Consider the following 16,757-nt stretch of genomic DNA (forward strand, 5'->3'; position numbering starts at 1 on the left):
AGTGTTAGTTGTATAAAATAAACACATGTGGCCATTTGTATTTTTGATTATTATATGCATGTTTTATAATATAAACTACAATCATGAAAGCGTATTACTAGACGAAGCGATACAGGCATTGAATGTTAACGCAACGGGAATATACATTGACGGAACGTTTGGTTTGGGAGGTCATTCTAAGTTAATTTTGTCCAAATTAAATAAACATGGTCGTTTATTGGCAATTGATAGAGATCTATCATCTATAAAAATTGGAAGATCTATTGCTGAACAAGATGATAGATTTATTATTATGCATAGTGCGTTCTCTAAAATGTATACACATGTTAGAAATATGGGATGGATTGGATTAGTAGATGGTATTCTATTAGACTTAGGTGTAAGTACATTTCAACTGAGTGATTTTAGCAGAGGATTTTCGTTTATGCGAGATGGTCCATTGGACATGCGGATGGATGTCAGCAGCGGAAGATCTGCTGCTGAATGGTTGTTAAAGGCATCTCAGGAAAATATTGCTTGGGTTTTAAAGACTTTTGGAGAAGAACGATTTTCAAAAAATATCGCCAGAGTTATAGTAGCCGAAAGGCGATATAAACCTATTATACGTTCAATCGTTTTGTCTAAATTAATCTGCGATATTATACCGTACCGCAAGACGCGTAAGCATCCTGCAACTAAGAGTTTCCTAGCAATTAGAATGTACATTAATAATGAATTGGAAGAAATCACGCAAGTATTACAAGATACGTTAGTTATGTTATCTCCGAGAGGTAGATTGGTGGTAATTAGCTTCAATTCTTTAGAAGATCGCTTAGTAAAATACTTTATTCGTGAACATAGCTGTGTTTTGTCTATACCTCCCAAGCTTCCGTTAACAGATGATCAAATATTTAGTAAATATAACAATACATGTCAACTAAAGAATATGGGAAAATTGATACCTTCAAAGCAAGAAATTAGAAGAAATGTACGTGCTCGTAGCGCGATATTGCGTTGTGCTGAAAAATTAATTACTCAAACATGATGAAAAAAAAACAATATAATCTTATTAGTATCATTTATGATGATTTATATGTTTATGGTAAGTGGCAATTGATTTTATTGTTGCTGATATTAATATCAGCAATGTTGGTTATTTTAGTAACACATCAAACTAGATCCATGATTATGGATCGTGAAAAACTTATGTTGGAAAAAAATATTTTAGATACTGAGTGGAGAAGCTTAATTCTTGAAGAAAAAATATTGTCTCACCCTAAGCGTATTGAACGTATTGCTATAGATGGATTACACATGTGTTACGTAGAACTAACTCAGAATAATATGTTTCAATAAAATTGTATGATAATATAGTTTATGTTGTATGAAGTTTAAACCTTATAATTTTCAAATAATTTTAAATAGCAAGCGTTTCAATTTATTGTATAGTTGTATTTTTTTTATATTAATCGTTTTATTATTAAGATTAACTTGTTTGCAAATTATCTATTCTGATCAGTTAATTAATGAAGGTAATATGCGTTCGTTGCGTGTACAAAGTACACCGTATACCCGCGGTATTATTACTGATAGAATGGGTCAATTATTGGCAATTAGTATACCGGCAGATTCTGTTTGGGTTGATCCTCAGGAAATTAATAAGTATGGCGGCATTGCTGCTGACACACGTCGTTGGACGGCGTTATCTGAAATGTTATCTATATCATCAGATAAATTATCATCCCTCATTAATAAGTATAATACTGGACATTTTGTATATTTAGCACGCCAGATTGATCCTTCTGTTTCTAAATACATTAGTCAACTTAAATTGCCAGGAGTACATTTACAGCAAGAATCTAAAAGGCATTACCCTGCTGGATATGCAACTGCTCATTTGGTAGGAGTAACGGATATAGACAGCCAAGGTATTGAAGGTATAGAAAAAAGTTTTGATGCTTGGTTGACTGGTCAAGCCGAAACAAGAGCGATACGAAAAGATAGATTTGGTCGAACAGTTGAAGAAATTGCTCTGAATAACGGTCAAGCCTCTCAAAATATTATTCTTAGTATCGACGAACGTCTGCAATATTTAGCATATCGCGAATTAAGTAATGCTATACATATAAATAAAGCAGAATCTGGTAGCATAGTATTGATAGATATTAATACCGGAGAAATTCTAGCTATGACAAATAGTCCATCATACAATCCAAATAATTTTTTATCTATTGTTAATAAATCTGCTATGCGCAATCGCGCTATTACTGATGCATTTGAACCAGGTTCAACAGTAAAACCTATTGTAATTATGGCAGCGTTAAAACATAAGATAATAACAGCAGATACTATTGTTAATACATCACCTTATATGATCAATGGGCATCAAATTAAAGATGTACTGTATCGCAGTAAATTGACTATTAGAGAGATATTACAAAAATCTAGTAATGTTGGTGTTTCTAAGTTAGCATTAGCTATGCCTGCAACAGTTTTAGTTAATGCGTATTCTAATTTTGGAATGGGTACAGCAACAAATATAGGTTTAGTGGGAGAAAGTAGCGGGATATATCCATATAATAGATGTTGGTCAGATATAGAACGCGCTGCATTTGCTTATGGATATGGCTTAATGATTACTCCATTACAATTAGCTAAAGTTTATGCTACTATTGGTGGAATGGGAGTATCTAAGCCACTTTCTATCGTAAAAGTTAATTCTTCTTCGGTATTAGGAAATCAAGTGTTTCCGAGATCGTTAGTACGTACTGTTTTAGATATGATGGAAAGTGTATCATTGCCAAGCGGTAGTTCTCAAGCAGCGATTAAAGGATATAGAGTTGCAGTAAAAACCGGTACTGTTAAGAAAGTTGGATTACATGGAAAATATGTTAATAAATATATTGCGTGCACTGCTGGAGTAGCTCCAGCGAGCAGTCCTAGATTCGCTTTAGTAGTAGTCATAAATGACCCCAAAAATGGTCATTATTATGGAGGTACGGTGTCCGCACCAGTGTTTAGTGCAGTTATGGGTAATACATTAAAAATAATGAATGTAGCACCAGATTTTTTACAATAACTTTATAAATGTGTAAATATTTTTAATCAAATTATATGTGTGACTCACATAATTTATATAAATTACTTGCACCGTGTATTTCTGATGATTTTATTAATCCTTCATTGACGGGGATGCAATTAGATAGTCGTAACATTGTATCAGGAAATTTATTTGTAGCAATTAAAGGTTCTGAGACCGATGGAAGATTGTATATTGACTATGCGATCAAAAAAGGAGCTACGGCAGTTTTATCAGAATCTTCGAATGATATAACGATATCTAAAAAATATAATTATAACTCAAATGAAATACCTGTAATTTGTGTTAATAATTTACCACGATATTTATCTAATATAGCAGGTAGTTTTTATAATCATCCATCACGTTTTTTGAATTTAATTGGTGTCACTGGGACTAACGGCAAAACTACCGTAACACATTTGTTAGCTAGTTGGGTCCAACTGTTGGGAGAAAAAAGTGCTGTGATGGGTACTTTAGGAAACGGAATGTTAGATAATATGTCTGTGTCCTATAATACAACATGCTCTGCCGTTGATACGCAAGAAATGTTAGCTAAATTTGTTCAAAATAAGATTATATTTGTTGCTATGGAGGTGTCATCACACGGATTAAATCAATATCGTGTAGATGCTTTATATTTTAAAGTCGCTATATTTACTAATATAAGTCATGATCATTTAGATTATCATGACAACATTACGCAATATTCTATGGTTAAATGGCGATTATTTGATGAATTATGTGTAGAAAAATATGTGATTAATGCTGATGATCTTATTGGTTGTCGGTGGTTATATTATTTGCCTCAAGCGGTCGCAGTGACAATAACAGGAAATTTGCCATGTTTTTGGAAAGGTAAATGGATATGTGTAGTTAAAGTTAATTATCATATTTATGGGACAGATATTGTGTTTGATTCAAGTTGGGGCGGCGGAGTGATTCATAGTCAATTGTTAGGAGAATTTAATGTTAGTAATTTATTATTGGCCTTAGGCGCATTGTTAATGTTAGGATATCCTTTATCATTATTAGTACATATATCACCTCAGTTACCACCAGTAACTGGTAGAATGGAAGTATTTCGTTCTTATGGATACCCTACAATTATAGTAGATTATGCGCATACTCCTGATGCATTAGCAAAAGTGTTGATTTCCATTAGACGATATTTTTATGGTCAACTATGGTGTGTTTTTGGTTGTGGAGGTGATAGAGATCCAAGTAAACGTGCTGTAATGGGTTATGTAGCAAAAAGATACGCTGATTGTGTGATTATTACTAATGATAATCCACGTACTGAAGACCCACAATTAATTATAAATGACATCATGTGTGGTGTAACACATTCCAATAAAATTATTAAAATTATTAAAAATCGTTATTGTGCGATAAGGACTGCTATTTTTAAAGCATGTTCGGAAGATGTAGTATTAATTTCGGGAAAAGGTCATGAAAAATATCAAATTATCGGGAATAATCAGATATATCATTCTGATCAAGATATAGTAAAAAAAATTTTAAAAAACAATGTATCATGATTCCGTTTAGTCTTCATGAAATAGCACCAATTTTAAATGCCAAACACGTTGGTATGGATTTGGTTATTCATGCAATTACTATTAATTCAAATATTATCTATAAACAATGTATGTTTATAGCATTAGTGGGTAAACGTTTCGATGGTCATGATTTTGCAACTCAAGCAATTGCTGCGGGCGCACAAGCATTGCTGGTAAATCATCATTTATTATTAGATGTTCCTCAGTTAATAGTTTCTGATACTGGTTGTGCTTTAATGATGTTAGCTCATTGGGTGCGTCAACAGGTATCATTGCAGGTTATTGCTATAACCGGATCAAGCGGTAAAACATCAGTAAAAGAAATGACCGCGTCTATATTAAAGTATAGTGGGCATATAATAGCAACACAAGGTAACTTTAATAATATGGTTGGGGTGCCAATTACTTTATTACGTTTAACAAAACACAACAATTTTGCAATTATTGAATTAGGAACCAGTCGTCCTGGAGAACTTGCTCAATTGAGTAAAATAGTTGCTGCTAATGTAGCTTTAGTAAATAATATTTTTCCATCTCATTTATCAGGTTTTGGGTCATTAGCTAAAATAAGAAAAGAAAAAGGAGAGATTTTTTCTGCATTAAATTCGGGAGGAACAGGTATTATAAACGGTGACAGCCATGCTTTGTCTTTATGGCATAAAGCATTGCAAGGAAAATCTGTATGGGTTTTTTCTTTACGTACCTACGTAGGTGTAGATTTTTTTGCAAGTAATATTGTTGCTAAAAAAAATGGAACACAGTTTATTTTGCATAGTCCGTACGGCACTGTTCCAGTATTTTTATCAATGCTAGGAAGACATAACGTAGCTAATGCTTTAGCTGCTAGTGCTCTTGCATTTTCTGTAGGAGCAAATTTATCAGAGGTAGTTTCTGGATTAGCAAGCATAAAAATGTTACCTGGTAGATTGTTTCCTATTGTTTTAGGTGAAGGTAAGTTATTACTAGATGATACTTATAATTCAAATGTTGGGTCTATGATATCTGCTATTCATGTGCTAACTACAATGCCAGGTTATCGTATATTGGTAGTTAGTGATATGTTAGAATTAGGACAATATAAATCAATTAAATATCATTGTTACATTGGAAAATTAATCGCAACGACAAATATTAATAAAATTATCACCATAGGTAGCGCTAGTTATTTTATTTCTAAAATGTGTAGCAAAGGAGAACATTTTCAAAATAAAAATAAATTAATTATTTATATCAAACAGATGCTATCTAGCTATAAAGCAATTAGTGTGTTAGTGAAAGGATCTCGTGATTTTAAAATGGAGCAAGTAATCGATGCTATTCAGGATGGATCAAAATGTTATTTTGGTTAACAGAAAATGTATTAGTACTATATTCATTGAAATTTAATATTATTTATTATTTAAGTTTTAGGGCTATTGTGAGTTTTTTGTCAGCATTATTTATTTCTTTGGGGATAGGTTACTATGTAATTGCGTGGTTTCGTGATTTGTGTTTTTTTCAAATAGTACGTTATGATGGGCCAAAAACACATGCTCAAAAGAACAGTACACCTACTATGGGTGGTATCGTGATGATTCTGTCTATTGTCATATCAGTAGTGGTGTGGGCCGATTTATCAAATTTATATGTGTGGTATGTATTGTTTATACTAATAACATATGGAATATTAGGTTTAATTGATGACTTTTTAAAAATAAAAAGGAAAAGTTCTACAGGTTTGAGCGCATTACATAAATATTTTTGGCAATCGTTAATTGCTTTGATGTTAATTATTATTATTTTTATATTAGATCATAGCCCCGTATCTACACAATTAGTGGTACCATTTTTTAAAAATTTCGAACCACAATTAGGTGTTTGGTATATTATATTAGCATATGTTGTTGTTGTCGGTACAAGTAATTCGGTTAATTTATCTGATGGTTTAGATGGATTGGCGATTATGCCTGTAATATTGATTACAGCCGGGTTAGCTGTAGTTACATGGGTAACCAGTAATTTCCACTTGTCTAAACACCTACATATTCCTTATCTTTGTTTTACTGGAGAATTAATAATTGTATGTGCAGCTATTATTGGAGCTGGTCTTGGGTTTTTATGGTTTAATACTTACCCAGCTCAGATATTTATGGGTGATGTGGGTTCTCTGTCGCTTGGAGGTGCTCTTGGAGTAATTGCAGTGTTGTTACATCAAGAATGTTTATTGTTAATTATGGGTGGCATGTTTGTAATAGAAACATTATCTGTGATCTTGCAAATAGGTTATTTTAAGTTATTTAGACAACGAATATTTAAAATGGCACCAATTCATCATCATTTTGAATTAAAAGGTTACCCAGAACCTAGGATTATAGTGCGATTTTGGATTATATCGTTAATATTAGTTTTTTGTGGATTAATTACTTTGAAGATGCGGTAATAAAAATATGATTAATTATCGAGGATCACAAGTGGTAATTATTGGTTTAGGGATTACAGGTTTGTCTTGCGTTAATTTTTTTTTAGATCGCGGTGTAATACCAAAAGTAATAGATACTCGTGTATGTCCTCCAGGAATAAAAAAATTACCACATATCGTAAAATGTTATTTGGGCGCATTGAATGATATATGGTTGTTAAGTGCTACGTTAATTGTAGTTAGTCCTGGAGTGCGGTTGGACCATCCAATTTTAATTGAAGCTTTAAAATTAGGAGTGGAAATTATTGGTGATATTGAGTTATTTGTTCGTGAGGTAACCGCACCAATAATAGCTATTACTGGATCTAACGGAAAAAGCACAGTAACCCAATTAGTTGCTAATATGGCTAAGAGTGTTGGCTGGAATATTGGTGTTGCAGGAAATATAGGCGTGCCTGTGCTGTCTTTATTAAGTAAATCGTACCAATTATATGTGTTGGAGATTTCAAGTTTTCAACTAGATACAACTTATAGTTTACAAGCATTAGCAGCTATAATTTTAAACATTAGTGAAGATCATATGGATCGTTATTCTGGTGGGTTAAAACAATATTGTTTTTCTAAGCAAAAGATTTATAAAAATGCTAAAATCTGTGTAATGAATGCTGTAGATCCTTTAACAGAGCCCATATCTGATGATTATGAGGATCGTGTGAGTTTTAGTGAAAATGAAGAAGATTCTGCAGATTATTATCTTAAATCTTATAAAGGACATACTTGGATAGTTGCATATCACGAATGTGTACTTAATTGTTCTACAATGAAAGTTAATAATCGTATTAATTATATCAATGCATTATCTGCTTTAGCGTTATCAGACATCATTAATATTCCTCGCTCTGTTTCCTTAAAGGTATTGCGTCAATTCTCTGGATTAACACATCGTTGTCAATTGATTTACAAACATCATGGAGTAAATTGGATTAATGATTCCAAAGCTACTAATGTCCGTGCTACTCAAGAAGCGATTAACAATTTAACGTTATCTGGTACATTACATTTAATGTTAGGAGGCGATGGAAAATTAGCTGATTTTTCTTCGTTGAAACATTTGATTAAACAATATGAGATACATCTGTATTGTTTTGGAAAAGATGGCTTATTATTAACAGAATTAGGGTGTGGTAATGTTATTTGCACCAATACAATGGTGCAATCAATGCGTATTGTGAGTCGTCGTACAAAAGAAAAGGACATAGTATTGTTATCTCCTGCTTGTTCTAGTTTAGATCAATTTAAATCATTTGAAGCGCGTGGATCTGTATTTACCTATTTTGCGCGAGAATTTGGATAATGAGGATTTTTATAACAAAAATCATCAATCAATCATTAAAATTGTATAAAAAAAGATCGTTAGATATTAGTGTATTATATGATCGTATGTTTTTTTGGTTATTATTAGGACTAATTGGCATTGGTTTTATTATCATTAGTTCAGTATCAATTCCTATTGGAATGCGATTAGCGAATGACCCATTATTTTTTATAAAGCGTATGATTGTTTATTACAGTATAACATTCTTGCTATCTGTAATAACTTTAAAAATACCTATAATAGTTTGGAAGAATTGTAGCGTTATTATGTTGTTATGTAGTTTCGTAATGTTGATAGCCGCGTTAATTCTGAACAATTCCACTCATGGGGCGTCACGTTGGATAATGTGGGGTTCATTATGTATGCAGCCTGCAGAATTATCAAAATTATCTTTTATTTGCTACCTTGCTAACTATTTAGTACGTAAATCAAAAGAAGTATGTGCCAGTTTTTGGGGTATATGTAAACCCATAGGGATAATGATGGTATTAGCGGTATTGTTATTAATGCAACCTGATTTTGGTAGTATTATTATTCTTTTTATTGTTACCTTGTCCATATTATTTCTTTTTGGTGCTAAATTGTGGCAGTTGATATTGATTTTTATGTTTAATATATTTTTAATTGCGTTATCAATTGTGATCAAACCTTATCGTATGCAACGTATATTTACCTTTTGGGATCCATGGAAAGACCCATTTGGTAATGGGTATCAATTAACTCAATCATTGATAGCTTTTGGTCGTGGGAAATGTTTTGGAGAGGGACTAGGGAATTCTGTACTGAAATTAGAATATTTGCCTGAAGCTCATACTGATTTTATTTTTTCTATTCTTGCGGAAGAATTAGGATATTTTGGAGCGATTTTGGTATTATCCATGTTATTTATAATGGTATTTCGAGCTATGACTATTGGTCATCGTGCTTTGAATATTAATCATAGATTTTCCGGCATTTTAGCTTGTTCTATCAGTATTTGGTTTGGATTGCAGATATTTATTAATATAGGCGCTGTTAGTGGAATATTACCTACAAAGGGGTTGACTCTGCCATTTATTAGTTACGGAGGATCTAGTTTTTTAATTACAGTAATAGCGAGTATACTGTTATTAAGGATAGATTTTGAGACACGTTTATCTAAAGATCAAGCTTTTTTGAAGCGAACTATAAAATGAATCAAAAAAAGAGAATTATGATTGCAGCGGGTGGTAGCGGGGGGCATGTGTTTCCAGGACTGTCAGTGGCGCATTATTTGATTAATAATGGGTATCAGGTTGTTTGGTTAGGTACTGAGGATCGTATTGAAGCTAATCTAGTTCCGAAATATGGGATTGATATTAAATTTATTCATATTAAAAAGTGGTATGGTGAAAAATTGCATATTAAATGCATAGCGCCATTATTTATTTATTTAGCAGTATGTCAAGCACGAAAAATTATAAAATATTGGAAACCTGATATAGTATTAGGTATGGGCGGATATGTGTCTGGCCCCAGTGGATTAGCAGCATGGACATGTGGCATTCCATTAATAATACATGAACAAAATAGAATTATAGGTTTAACTAATCGGTTTTTGTCAATTTTTGCTAAAAAAGTATTGCAAGGATTTCCCGGTACTTTTCCTAATGCAAAAATGGTAGGAAATCCAATAAGACGAACAATATTAGCTATTCCAAATCCAGTTAAACGATGGAAAGGTCGTGTTGGGCCTATTCGTGTTTTAGTGATTGGGGGCAGCCAAGGTGCGCATGTCTTAAATAAAATTATTCCAAACATAGCTGAAAAATTATCCAATAAATTGATCATATGGCACCAAGTTGGAGAACAAGATTTCAATAAAGTAATACGGGCTTATCAAAAAATAAAACAAAGCTATCATAGGATTGTAAAATTTATTGATGATATGGCCCAAGCATACGCTTGGGCAGATATTCTTATATCTCGTGCTGGGGCATTAACGGTGAGTGAAGTATCTGTTGTAGGGTTACCAGCAATATTTGTACCTTTTATACATCATAAGGATCGTCAGCAATATTGGAATGCTATACCATTAGTGCAAGTAGGAGCAGCAAAAATTATTGAACAACAAAACTTTACAGGGGATTCTGTTAGTACAGTGTTAGAATCTTGGGATAGACAAATATTATGTAGCATGGCTCAACGCGCTAGAAGTATAGCTATACCTAATGCAACTCAACAAGTTTCTCAAACAATAACTGAATACCTAAATAAATAAGTAACATTAATAGTTTTGATATTGATGTATAGAAAATCTTGAAAGTGAAGTGTATCGAATAGATATGTCAAATATATGTTATCTAGACTGGGAGATGCTGTACCAATGATGAATTGTGTTAAACAAATACATTTTGTTGGTATAGGTGGAACTGGTATGTGTGGTATTGCAGAAGTATTGGTTCATGAGGGCTATTGTATTACTGGTTCTGATATTGTGCATAATAATACGATACGCCACTTACTTGAATTAGGAGTTAAAGTTTATTTTGGTCATAAACACAGTAATATAGATAACGCTAATGTTGTTGTAGTATCTAGCGCTATTACTTTAAATAATCCTGAAGTTTTGGCAGCCAAACAAGCTCAAATTCCTATTATTAAACGCGCAGAAATGTTATCCGAACTCATGAGATTTAGATATGGGATAGCTATTTCTGGCACACATGGAAAAACTACTACTACTACAATGATAGCTAATATTTATATTGAGGCAGGATTAGATCCAACGTTTATAAATGGCGGTATAGTAAAATCAGAAGGTGTGTGCGCTCGCCTTGGATACAGTCGTTATTTAATAGTAGAGGCAGATGAAAGCGATGGTTCGTTTTTGCATTTACATCCCATAGTAGAGGTAATTACTAATATTGATGTTGATCATATAAATGCGTATCAAGGAAATTTTGAATGTCTTAAAAAAGGATTTATTAATTTTTTACACAATCTACCATTTTATGGGCATGCTATAGTGTGCATTGATGATCCGATCATTTGCGAGATTTTACCTAAAATTAACAGAAAAATAATCACTTATGGTTTTAATAAAAATGCTGATTTGCATATCTTTAATTACCATCAACATATAGAAAAAAGCATTTTTACTGTGTTGCGCCCAGATAAAACAAAATTACAGGTAACTTTAAATGCTCCTGGTTATCATAATGCACTTAATGCTACAGCTGCTATTGCTGTAGCAACTGAAGGAGGAGTTAGTGATAAAAGTATTCTTAAAGCTATGTTAGATTTTCAAGGAACACATCGCCGTTTTGAAAATTTAGGTCATTATTCTTTGAATAAAATAAATGGTCAAACAGGGAAAATTTTGTTAATAGATGATTATGGACATCATCCTGCTGAGTTATATGCTACCATTGCAGCAGTTCGGATCGGATGGCCTAATAGACGGTTAATTATGGTATTTCAACCACATCGATACACACGTGTAAAAGAGTTATACCACAATTTTGTTGATGTACTTTCTAATGTGGATATTCTTTTAATGTTAAGTGTTTATTCTGCCGGGGAAACACCTATTTTAGGTGCAGATAGTCAATCTTTATGTCATACAATTCGTAAATATGGTAAGATTAACCCAGTATTTATATCAGATACACAAATGTTGTCAAGAATATTAGCCCAATTCTTAAAGAATAACGATTTGCTTCTAGTTCAAGGAGCTGGTACAATAGGGGAGGTTGTGCGGGGGCTAATCATTAGACATGATAATATACATATGTGATTCTTATAACTCTTAATTATACGAAATGATGATATCGTCAGCATGATCAGCGTAATAATGAGTTTTTGTGAAAATAAAAATATGCAGCAAGGAGTGGATTACTAATACACCTCAAGCAGCATTGAGTACACGTAATCACGCGATAGTTCGACATGTTTTAAAGCCAGAACATAAATTTCTTCATCAATTATTAAATTGGATACTAATATCCGTTGTTACAATTGGTATTGTTGTATGGGGGACTTATAAAATAAGAGAATGGATTTATCATTCTTGTTGTTGTCCTGTATCTTACATGATAGTAACTGGTAAGCGTCATTATACTACTGACACTGAGATTAATAAGTTAATAGTAAAATTAGGTGTATTAGGTACATTTGTAACACAAGATGTTAACGTTATTCAAAAACAAATTGAATGTTTACCATGGATTAAGCAAGTTAGTGTTAGGAAACAATGGCCAGACACACTAAAGATTCATATAGTGGAACATATTCCTATAGCATATTGGAATGATTTAGAAACGATTAGCACAACAGGGACTATATTTAGCATACCTAAAGAATATCGAGATAACGATGATGACATCGATATTCCATATTTGTATGGACCAAAAGGTAGTGAACAAGCTGTATTAGACAATTATTATGTGTTTAATGAGATATTAAAATCTAACAAATTTCAAATAAAATCAGTACAACTGGATATACGTTATTCGTGGAAACTAATTGTACAAGATAATATTCATCTAAAATTAGGTAGAAATAATATAATAGAACGATTATATTATTTTATTAAAATTTATCCTATTCTTCTTCAGAAAATTAACGACGATAATAAATATATTGATTATATAGATTTACGTTATCGCTCAGGATTTGCTGTAAGGTGGACTTCCAGCTCGGCTACTCCTGAGCTTTGTAATAAATAAAAGAGAATAAATAAATAAAGGCAATCGCGAATATGATCAAAGCTTCAGATAAGAAATTATTAGTAGGATTAGAAATTGGTACAGCCAAGGTTGCCACGATGGTAGGTGAAGTTTTGCCTGATGGAATAGTAAACATTATTGGATTAGGACATTGTCCGTCACGTGGTATGGACAAAGGAGGAGTGAACAATTTGGAATCAGTAATAAAATGTGTACAATATTCTATTAACCAAGCAGAATTAATGGCTGGATGTCAAATTTCATCTGTTTATCTTTCTTTGTCTGGAAAACATATTAGTTGTAAAAATGAAATAGGTATGGTACCTATTTCAGAAGAAGAGGTGAAACAATCAGATGTAGATAATGTAGTACATATAGCTAAGTCAGTTAGAGTACGTGATGAACATCGAATACTACATGTAATCCCACAGGATTATGCTATTGATTATCAAGAAGGTATAAAAAATCCGGTCGGATTATCTGGAGTTAGAATGCAGGCTAAAGTCCATTTGATTACTTGCCATAATGATATGGCCAAAAATATTGTTAAGGCGGTAGAACGATGTGGATTGCAAGTAGATCAATTGATATTTTCTGGATTGGCTTCAAGTCATGCTGTGTTAACAGAAGATGAACGTGAGTTAGGTGTCTGCGTTGTAGATCTTGGTGGTGGTACCATGGATATAGCAATATACACTGATGGAGCTTTGCGTCACACTAAGGTTATCCCATATGCTGGAAATGTAGTTACTAGCGATATTGCTTATGCTTTTGGGACACCATTGTCTGAAGCAGAAATAATTAAGGTACGTTACGGTTGTGCTTTAGAATCTTTAATTAGTAAAGGAGAAAATATAGAAGTTCCAAGTGTCGGGGGTAGACCACCCCGGATTTTACAACGTCATATGTTAGCAGAAATCATTGAGCCTCGATACATTGAACTAATGATGCTGGTTAATAAAGAAATATTGCAATTACAATCACAACTTCATCAACTTAACATTAAACATCATCTTGCAGCAGGTATTGTATTAACTGGGGGAGCATCTCTTATAGACGGATTATCAGCTTGTGCACAAAAAGTGTTTCATACACAAATTCGTATTGCGTCTTCTATAAATACAAACGGGATAACAGATGATACAAAAAAACCACAGTATTCTACCGTTATCGGTTTATTACATTACGGAAAAGAATCTCATTTGAACAATGAGTTAGATATAGAAAAAGGGATAACAATTAAAGGTTGGATAAGAAAGATGAATAATTGGTTAAAAAAAGAATTTTAAGTTGTTTATGAGTCTGAAATATGCTGAATCCGTTCAAAAAATTAATTTTTAAAATAACTGGGGAATACGGAGAAAACTATGTTTGAACCAATGGAACTAACTAGTGATGCGGTAATTAAAGTTGTTGGTATTGGCGGGGGTGGTAGCAATGCGGTTGAGCATATGTTGCGTGAACGTATTGAAGGTGTAGATTTTTTCGCTGTTAATACTGATGCTCAAGCTTTAAGGAAAATGACAGTAGATCAAACTATTCAAATTGGGAGTTCTATTACTAAAGGATTGGGAGCAGGAGCTAATCCAGAAATTGGTCGAAATTCTGCAGAGGAAGATCGTGATATATTAAGGGCTACTATAGAAGGCGCAGATATGGTATTTATTGCCGCAGGAATGGGTGGTGGTACTGGCACAGGTGCTGCCCCGATAATAGCAGAAATAGCCAAAGATTTAGGAATTTTGACTGTAGCTGTAGTTACTAAGCCTTTTAATTTTGAAGGGAAAAAACGTATGACATTTGCTGAACAAGGAATTTCTGAATTATCTAAATATGTAGATTCATTAATAACCATTCCAAATGATAAATTATTAAAGGTTTTAGGACGTGGTGTGTCATTATTAGATGCCTTTAGCGCTGCTAATGATGTGCTAAAGGGAGCGGTGCAAGGTATTGCGGAATTAATTACTCGACCAGGTTTAATGAATGTAGATTTTGCAGATGTACGTACAGTTATGTCAGAAATGGGATATGCTATGATGGGAGCTGGAGTGGGATGTGGTGATGATAGAGCAGAAGAAGCGTCGGAATTAGCGATTGCTAGTCCTTTATTAGAAGATATTGATTTATCTGGTGCTCGTGGTGTTTTAGTGAATATTACTTCTGGTTTAGATTTACGCTTAGATGAATTTGAAACCGTAGGTAATACTATACGTTCTTTTGCTTCTGACAATGCAACAGTAGTAATTGGGACTGCTTTAGATCCAGATATAAACAATGAATTACGTGTCACTGTAGTAGCAACGGGAATTGGTGCTGATAAACGCTCAGATGTTATTTTATCTAGTACTAAAGAAGAAAAAAAGATAATACGGGATAATCATTATCATAATCATGTTCCTCAAAGAGTATCCACATTTTTTAAGGAATCAAGACATACACCATCTAATACGGTAAATCATCAAAGCACAACTCTTGATAAAGATATAGATTATTTAGATATTCCAGCTTTTTTACGAAAACAAGCAGATTAAACTAAATATAATTCAAATAAGTAATGTATATAAACATGTATTTAGTGATTTATTAATAAAATAAAATAATATGCTAGTTAATAGTTATATGATATAATGATAAAACAACGAACACTAAAACGCGTTGTGCAAACTACTGGTATAGGTTTACATACTGGTAAAGAAGTTACATTAACACTGCACCCTACTTCAGCAAATACTGGGATCATTTATCGTCGTACTGACTTACATCCTCCTGTAGATTTTCAAGTTAATGTTAAGTCGGTGGGCAGCACTGTATTATGTACATGTTTGATGAATGAATATGGTGTTCAGATTTTTACTGTTGAACACTTAAGTGCTGCTCAAGCAGGATTGGGTATCGATAATATTATTATAGAACTTAATGCTCCTGAGGTTCCAATTATGGATGGTAGCGCTAGTCCTTTTGTATGTTTGTTATTAGATGCTGGTATAGAAGAACTTAATAGCGCAAAAAAATTTCTTCGATTAAAACAAACTGTACGTGTTGAAGATGGAGAAAAATGGGCTGAATTAAGACCATTTAACGGTTTTACGGTTGATTTTACTATTGATTTTAATCATCCAGCTATTAATGTTAATACCCAACATTGTTTTTTTAATTTTTCCTCAGCATCTTTTGTTCAGAATATCAGTCGTGCACGTACTTTTGGTTTTATGCGTGATATAAGGGATTTACAATCTCGTGGATTTGCTTTGGGAGGAAGCTTTAATTCTGCTATAGTAATTGATGATTATCGTGTACTTAATAAAGATGGTTTGCGTTTTGATGATGAATTTGTTCGCCATAAAATGCTCGATGCTATTGGGGATTTATTTATGTGTGGACATAACCTTATCGGTGCTTTTATTGCTTTCAAGTCTGGACATACTTTAAATAATAAGTTATTAAAAACCGTTTTATCATGCCAAGAAGCATGGGAAATTGCTACTTTTTCTAATGTAGCTGATTTTCCTTTAGTATTTTAAGGTCTATCATATATTCGAATATAGAATTCAGTAAATACCATAATAAAGTTTAGTATATGATTTTCTTACAGTTATTTATAATAAGTCATCATTAATTGCATTTTTCTTAAAACAAATCTATGTATAACTAAATGTTAATTTGTAGATTTTAT

The 16,757-nt window shown here is 32.8% G+C and carries 14 protein-coding genes; all 14 read left to right on the top strand.

Annotated elements, in window-relative coordinates; all coding sequences use genetic code 11:
* Window positions 1-58: 58 nt before the first annotated feature.
* Entirely contained in the window at window positions 59-1,024 is a 966-nt protein-coding gene (gene rsmH, locus CBquer539_RS00685) for a 16S rRNA (cytosine(1402)-N(4))-methyltransferase RsmH (protein ID WP_500836549.1), read from the top strand.
* Complete coding sequence (gene ftsL / locus CBquer539_RS00690; protein WP_500836550.1) at window positions 1,021-1,335, top strand: cell division protein FtsL; 315 nt, start codon at window positions 1,021-1,023, stop codon at window positions 1,333-1,335. The genes rsmH and ftsL overlap by 4 nt, the downstream gene beginning before the upstream one ends.
* A gap of 28 nt (window positions 1,336-1,363) precedes the next feature.
* Window positions 1,364-3,058 carry a peptidoglycan glycosyltransferase FtsI gene (ftsI, locus tag CBquer539_RS00695; RefSeq protein ID WP_500836551.1) on the top strand — a complete coding sequence of 565 codons (1,695 nt, stop codon included), beginning with the start codon at window positions 1,364-1,366 and terminating at the stop codon, window positions 3,056-3,058.
* Window positions 3,059-3,093: 35 nt separating this feature from the next.
* A complete protein-coding gene (gene murE / locus CBquer539_RS00700; RefSeq protein WP_500836552.1) occupies window positions 3,094-4,599 on the top strand; it encodes a UDP-N-acetylmuramoyl-L-alanyl-D-glutamate--2,6-diaminopimelate ligase in 1,506 nt (501 codons plus the stop codon).
* Window positions 4,596-5,969 carry a UDP-N-acetylmuramoyl-tripeptide--D-alanyl-D-alanine ligase gene (gene murF / locus CBquer539_RS00705; RefSeq protein ID WP_500836553.1) on the top strand — a complete coding sequence of 458 codons (1,374 nt, stop codon included), beginning with the start codon at window positions 4,596-4,598 and terminating at the stop codon, window positions 5,967-5,969. The genes murE and murF overlap by 4 nt, the downstream gene beginning before the upstream one ends.
* Window positions 5,954-7,039 (top strand): phospho-N-acetylmuramoyl-pentapeptide-transferase, encoded by a 1,086-nt coding sequence (gene mraY / locus CBquer539_RS00710; RefSeq protein ID WP_500836554.1) that lies wholly within the window; start codon window positions 5,954-5,956, stop codon window positions 7,037-7,039. Before murF ends, mraY begins: the two co-directional genes overlap by 16 nt.
* 7 nt (window positions 7,040-7,046) lie before the next feature.
* Complete coding sequence (murD, locus tag CBquer539_RS00715) at window positions 7,047-8,372, top strand: UDP-N-acetylmuramoyl-L-alanine--D-glutamate ligase (RefSeq protein ID WP_500836555.1); 1,326 nt, start codon at window positions 7,047-7,049, stop codon at window positions 8,370-8,372.
* Complete coding sequence (gene ftsW, locus CBquer539_RS00720; RefSeq protein WP_500836556.1) at window positions 8,372-9,568, top strand: cell division protein FtsW; 1,197 nt, start codon at window positions 8,372-8,374, stop codon at window positions 9,566-9,568. The genes murD and ftsW overlap by 1 nt, the downstream gene beginning before the upstream one ends.
* Window positions 9,565-10,632 carry an undecaprenyldiphospho-muramoylpentapeptide beta-N-acetylglucosaminyltransferase gene (murG, locus tag CBquer539_RS00725; protein WP_500836557.1) on the top strand — a complete coding sequence of 356 codons (1,068 nt, stop codon included), beginning with the start codon at window positions 9,565-9,567 and terminating at the stop codon, window positions 10,630-10,632. The genes ftsW and murG overlap by 4 nt, the downstream gene beginning before the upstream one ends.
* 75 nt (window positions 10,633-10,707) lie before the next feature.
* Window positions 10,708-12,150, top strand: a complete 1,443-nt coding sequence (gene murC / locus CBquer539_RS00730; protein ID WP_500836558.1) for a UDP-N-acetylmuramate--L-alanine ligase — start codon at window positions 10,708-10,710, stop codon at window positions 12,148-12,150.
* A 67-nt stretch (window positions 12,151-12,217) separates the two neighbouring features.
* Complete coding sequence (locus CBquer539_RS00735) at window positions 12,218-13,081, top strand: cell division protein FtsQ/DivIB (RefSeq protein ID WP_500836559.1); 864 nt, start codon at window positions 12,218-12,220, stop codon at window positions 13,079-13,081.
* 32 nt (window positions 13,082-13,113) lie between these two features.
* A complete protein-coding gene (gene ftsA, locus CBquer539_RS00740) occupies window positions 13,114-14,370 on the top strand; it encodes a cell division protein FtsA (RefSeq protein WP_500836560.1) in 1,257 nt (418 codons plus the stop codon).
* A 78-nt stretch (window positions 14,371-14,448) separates the two neighbouring features.
* Complete coding sequence (ftsZ, locus tag CBquer539_RS00745) at window positions 14,449-15,615, top strand: cell division protein FtsZ (RefSeq protein ID WP_500836561.1); 1,167 nt, start codon at window positions 14,449-14,451, stop codon at window positions 15,613-15,615.
* A gap of 96 nt (window positions 15,616-15,711) precedes the next feature.
* A complete protein-coding gene (lpxC, locus tag CBquer539_RS00750) occupies window positions 15,712-16,605 on the top strand; it encodes a UDP-3-O-acyl-N-acetylglucosamine deacetylase (protein WP_500836562.1) in 894 nt (297 codons plus the stop codon).
* Window positions 16,606-16,757 lie beyond the last annotated feature (152 nt).

This window comes from Blochmannia endosymbiont of Camponotus quercicola, assembly GCF_059935335.1.

What these genes read in the sequence shown, in the direction of transcription:
- rsmH (WP_500836549.1), top strand. Translation starts at nt 59, where the DNA reads ATGTTTTATAATATAAACTACAATCATGAAAGCGTATTACTAGACGAA.
- ftsL (WP_500836550.1), top strand. Translation starts at nt 1,021, where the DNA reads ATGATGAAAAAAAAACAATATAATCTTATTAGTATCATTTATGATGAT.
- ftsI (WP_500836551.1), top strand. Translation starts at nt 1,364, where the DNA reads ATGAAGTTTAAACCTTATAATTTTCAAATAATTTTAAATAGCAAGCGT.
- mraY (WP_500836554.1), top strand. Translation starts at nt 5,954, where the DNA reads ATGTTATTTTGGTTAACAGAAAATGTATTAGTACTATATTCATTGAAA.
- murG (WP_500836557.1), top strand. Translation starts at nt 9,565, where the DNA reads ATGAATCAAAAAAAGAGAATTATGATTGCAGCGGGTGGTAGCGGGGGG.
- lpxC (WP_500836562.1), top strand. Translation starts at nt 15,712, where the DNA reads ATGATAAAACAACGAACACTAAAACGCGTTGTGCAAACTACTGGTATA.
- murF (WP_500836553.1), top strand. Translation starts at nt 4,596, where the DNA reads ATGATTCCGTTTAGTCTTCATGAAATAGCACCAATTTTAAATGCCAAA.
- murC (WP_500836558.1), top strand. Translation starts at nt 10,708, where the DNA reads ATGTTATCTAGACTGGGAGATGCTGTACCAATGATGAATTGTGTTAAA.
- ftsA (WP_500836560.1), top strand. Translation starts at nt 13,114, where the DNA reads ATGATCAAAGCTTCAGATAAGAAATTATTAGTAGGATTAGAAATTGGT.
- ftsW (WP_500836556.1), top strand. Translation starts at nt 8,372, where the DNA reads ATGAGGATTTTTATAACAAAAATCATCAATCAATCATTAAAATTGTAT.
- murE (WP_500836552.1), top strand. Translation starts at nt 3,094, where the DNA reads ATGTGTGACTCACATAATTTATATAAATTACTTGCACCGTGTATTTCT.
- murD (WP_500836555.1), top strand. Translation starts at nt 7,047, where the DNA reads ATGATTAATTATCGAGGATCACAAGTGGTAATTATTGGTTTAGGGATT.
- ftsZ (WP_500836561.1), top strand. Translation starts at nt 14,449, where the DNA reads ATGTTTGAACCAATGGAACTAACTAGTGATGCGGTAATTAAAGTTGTT.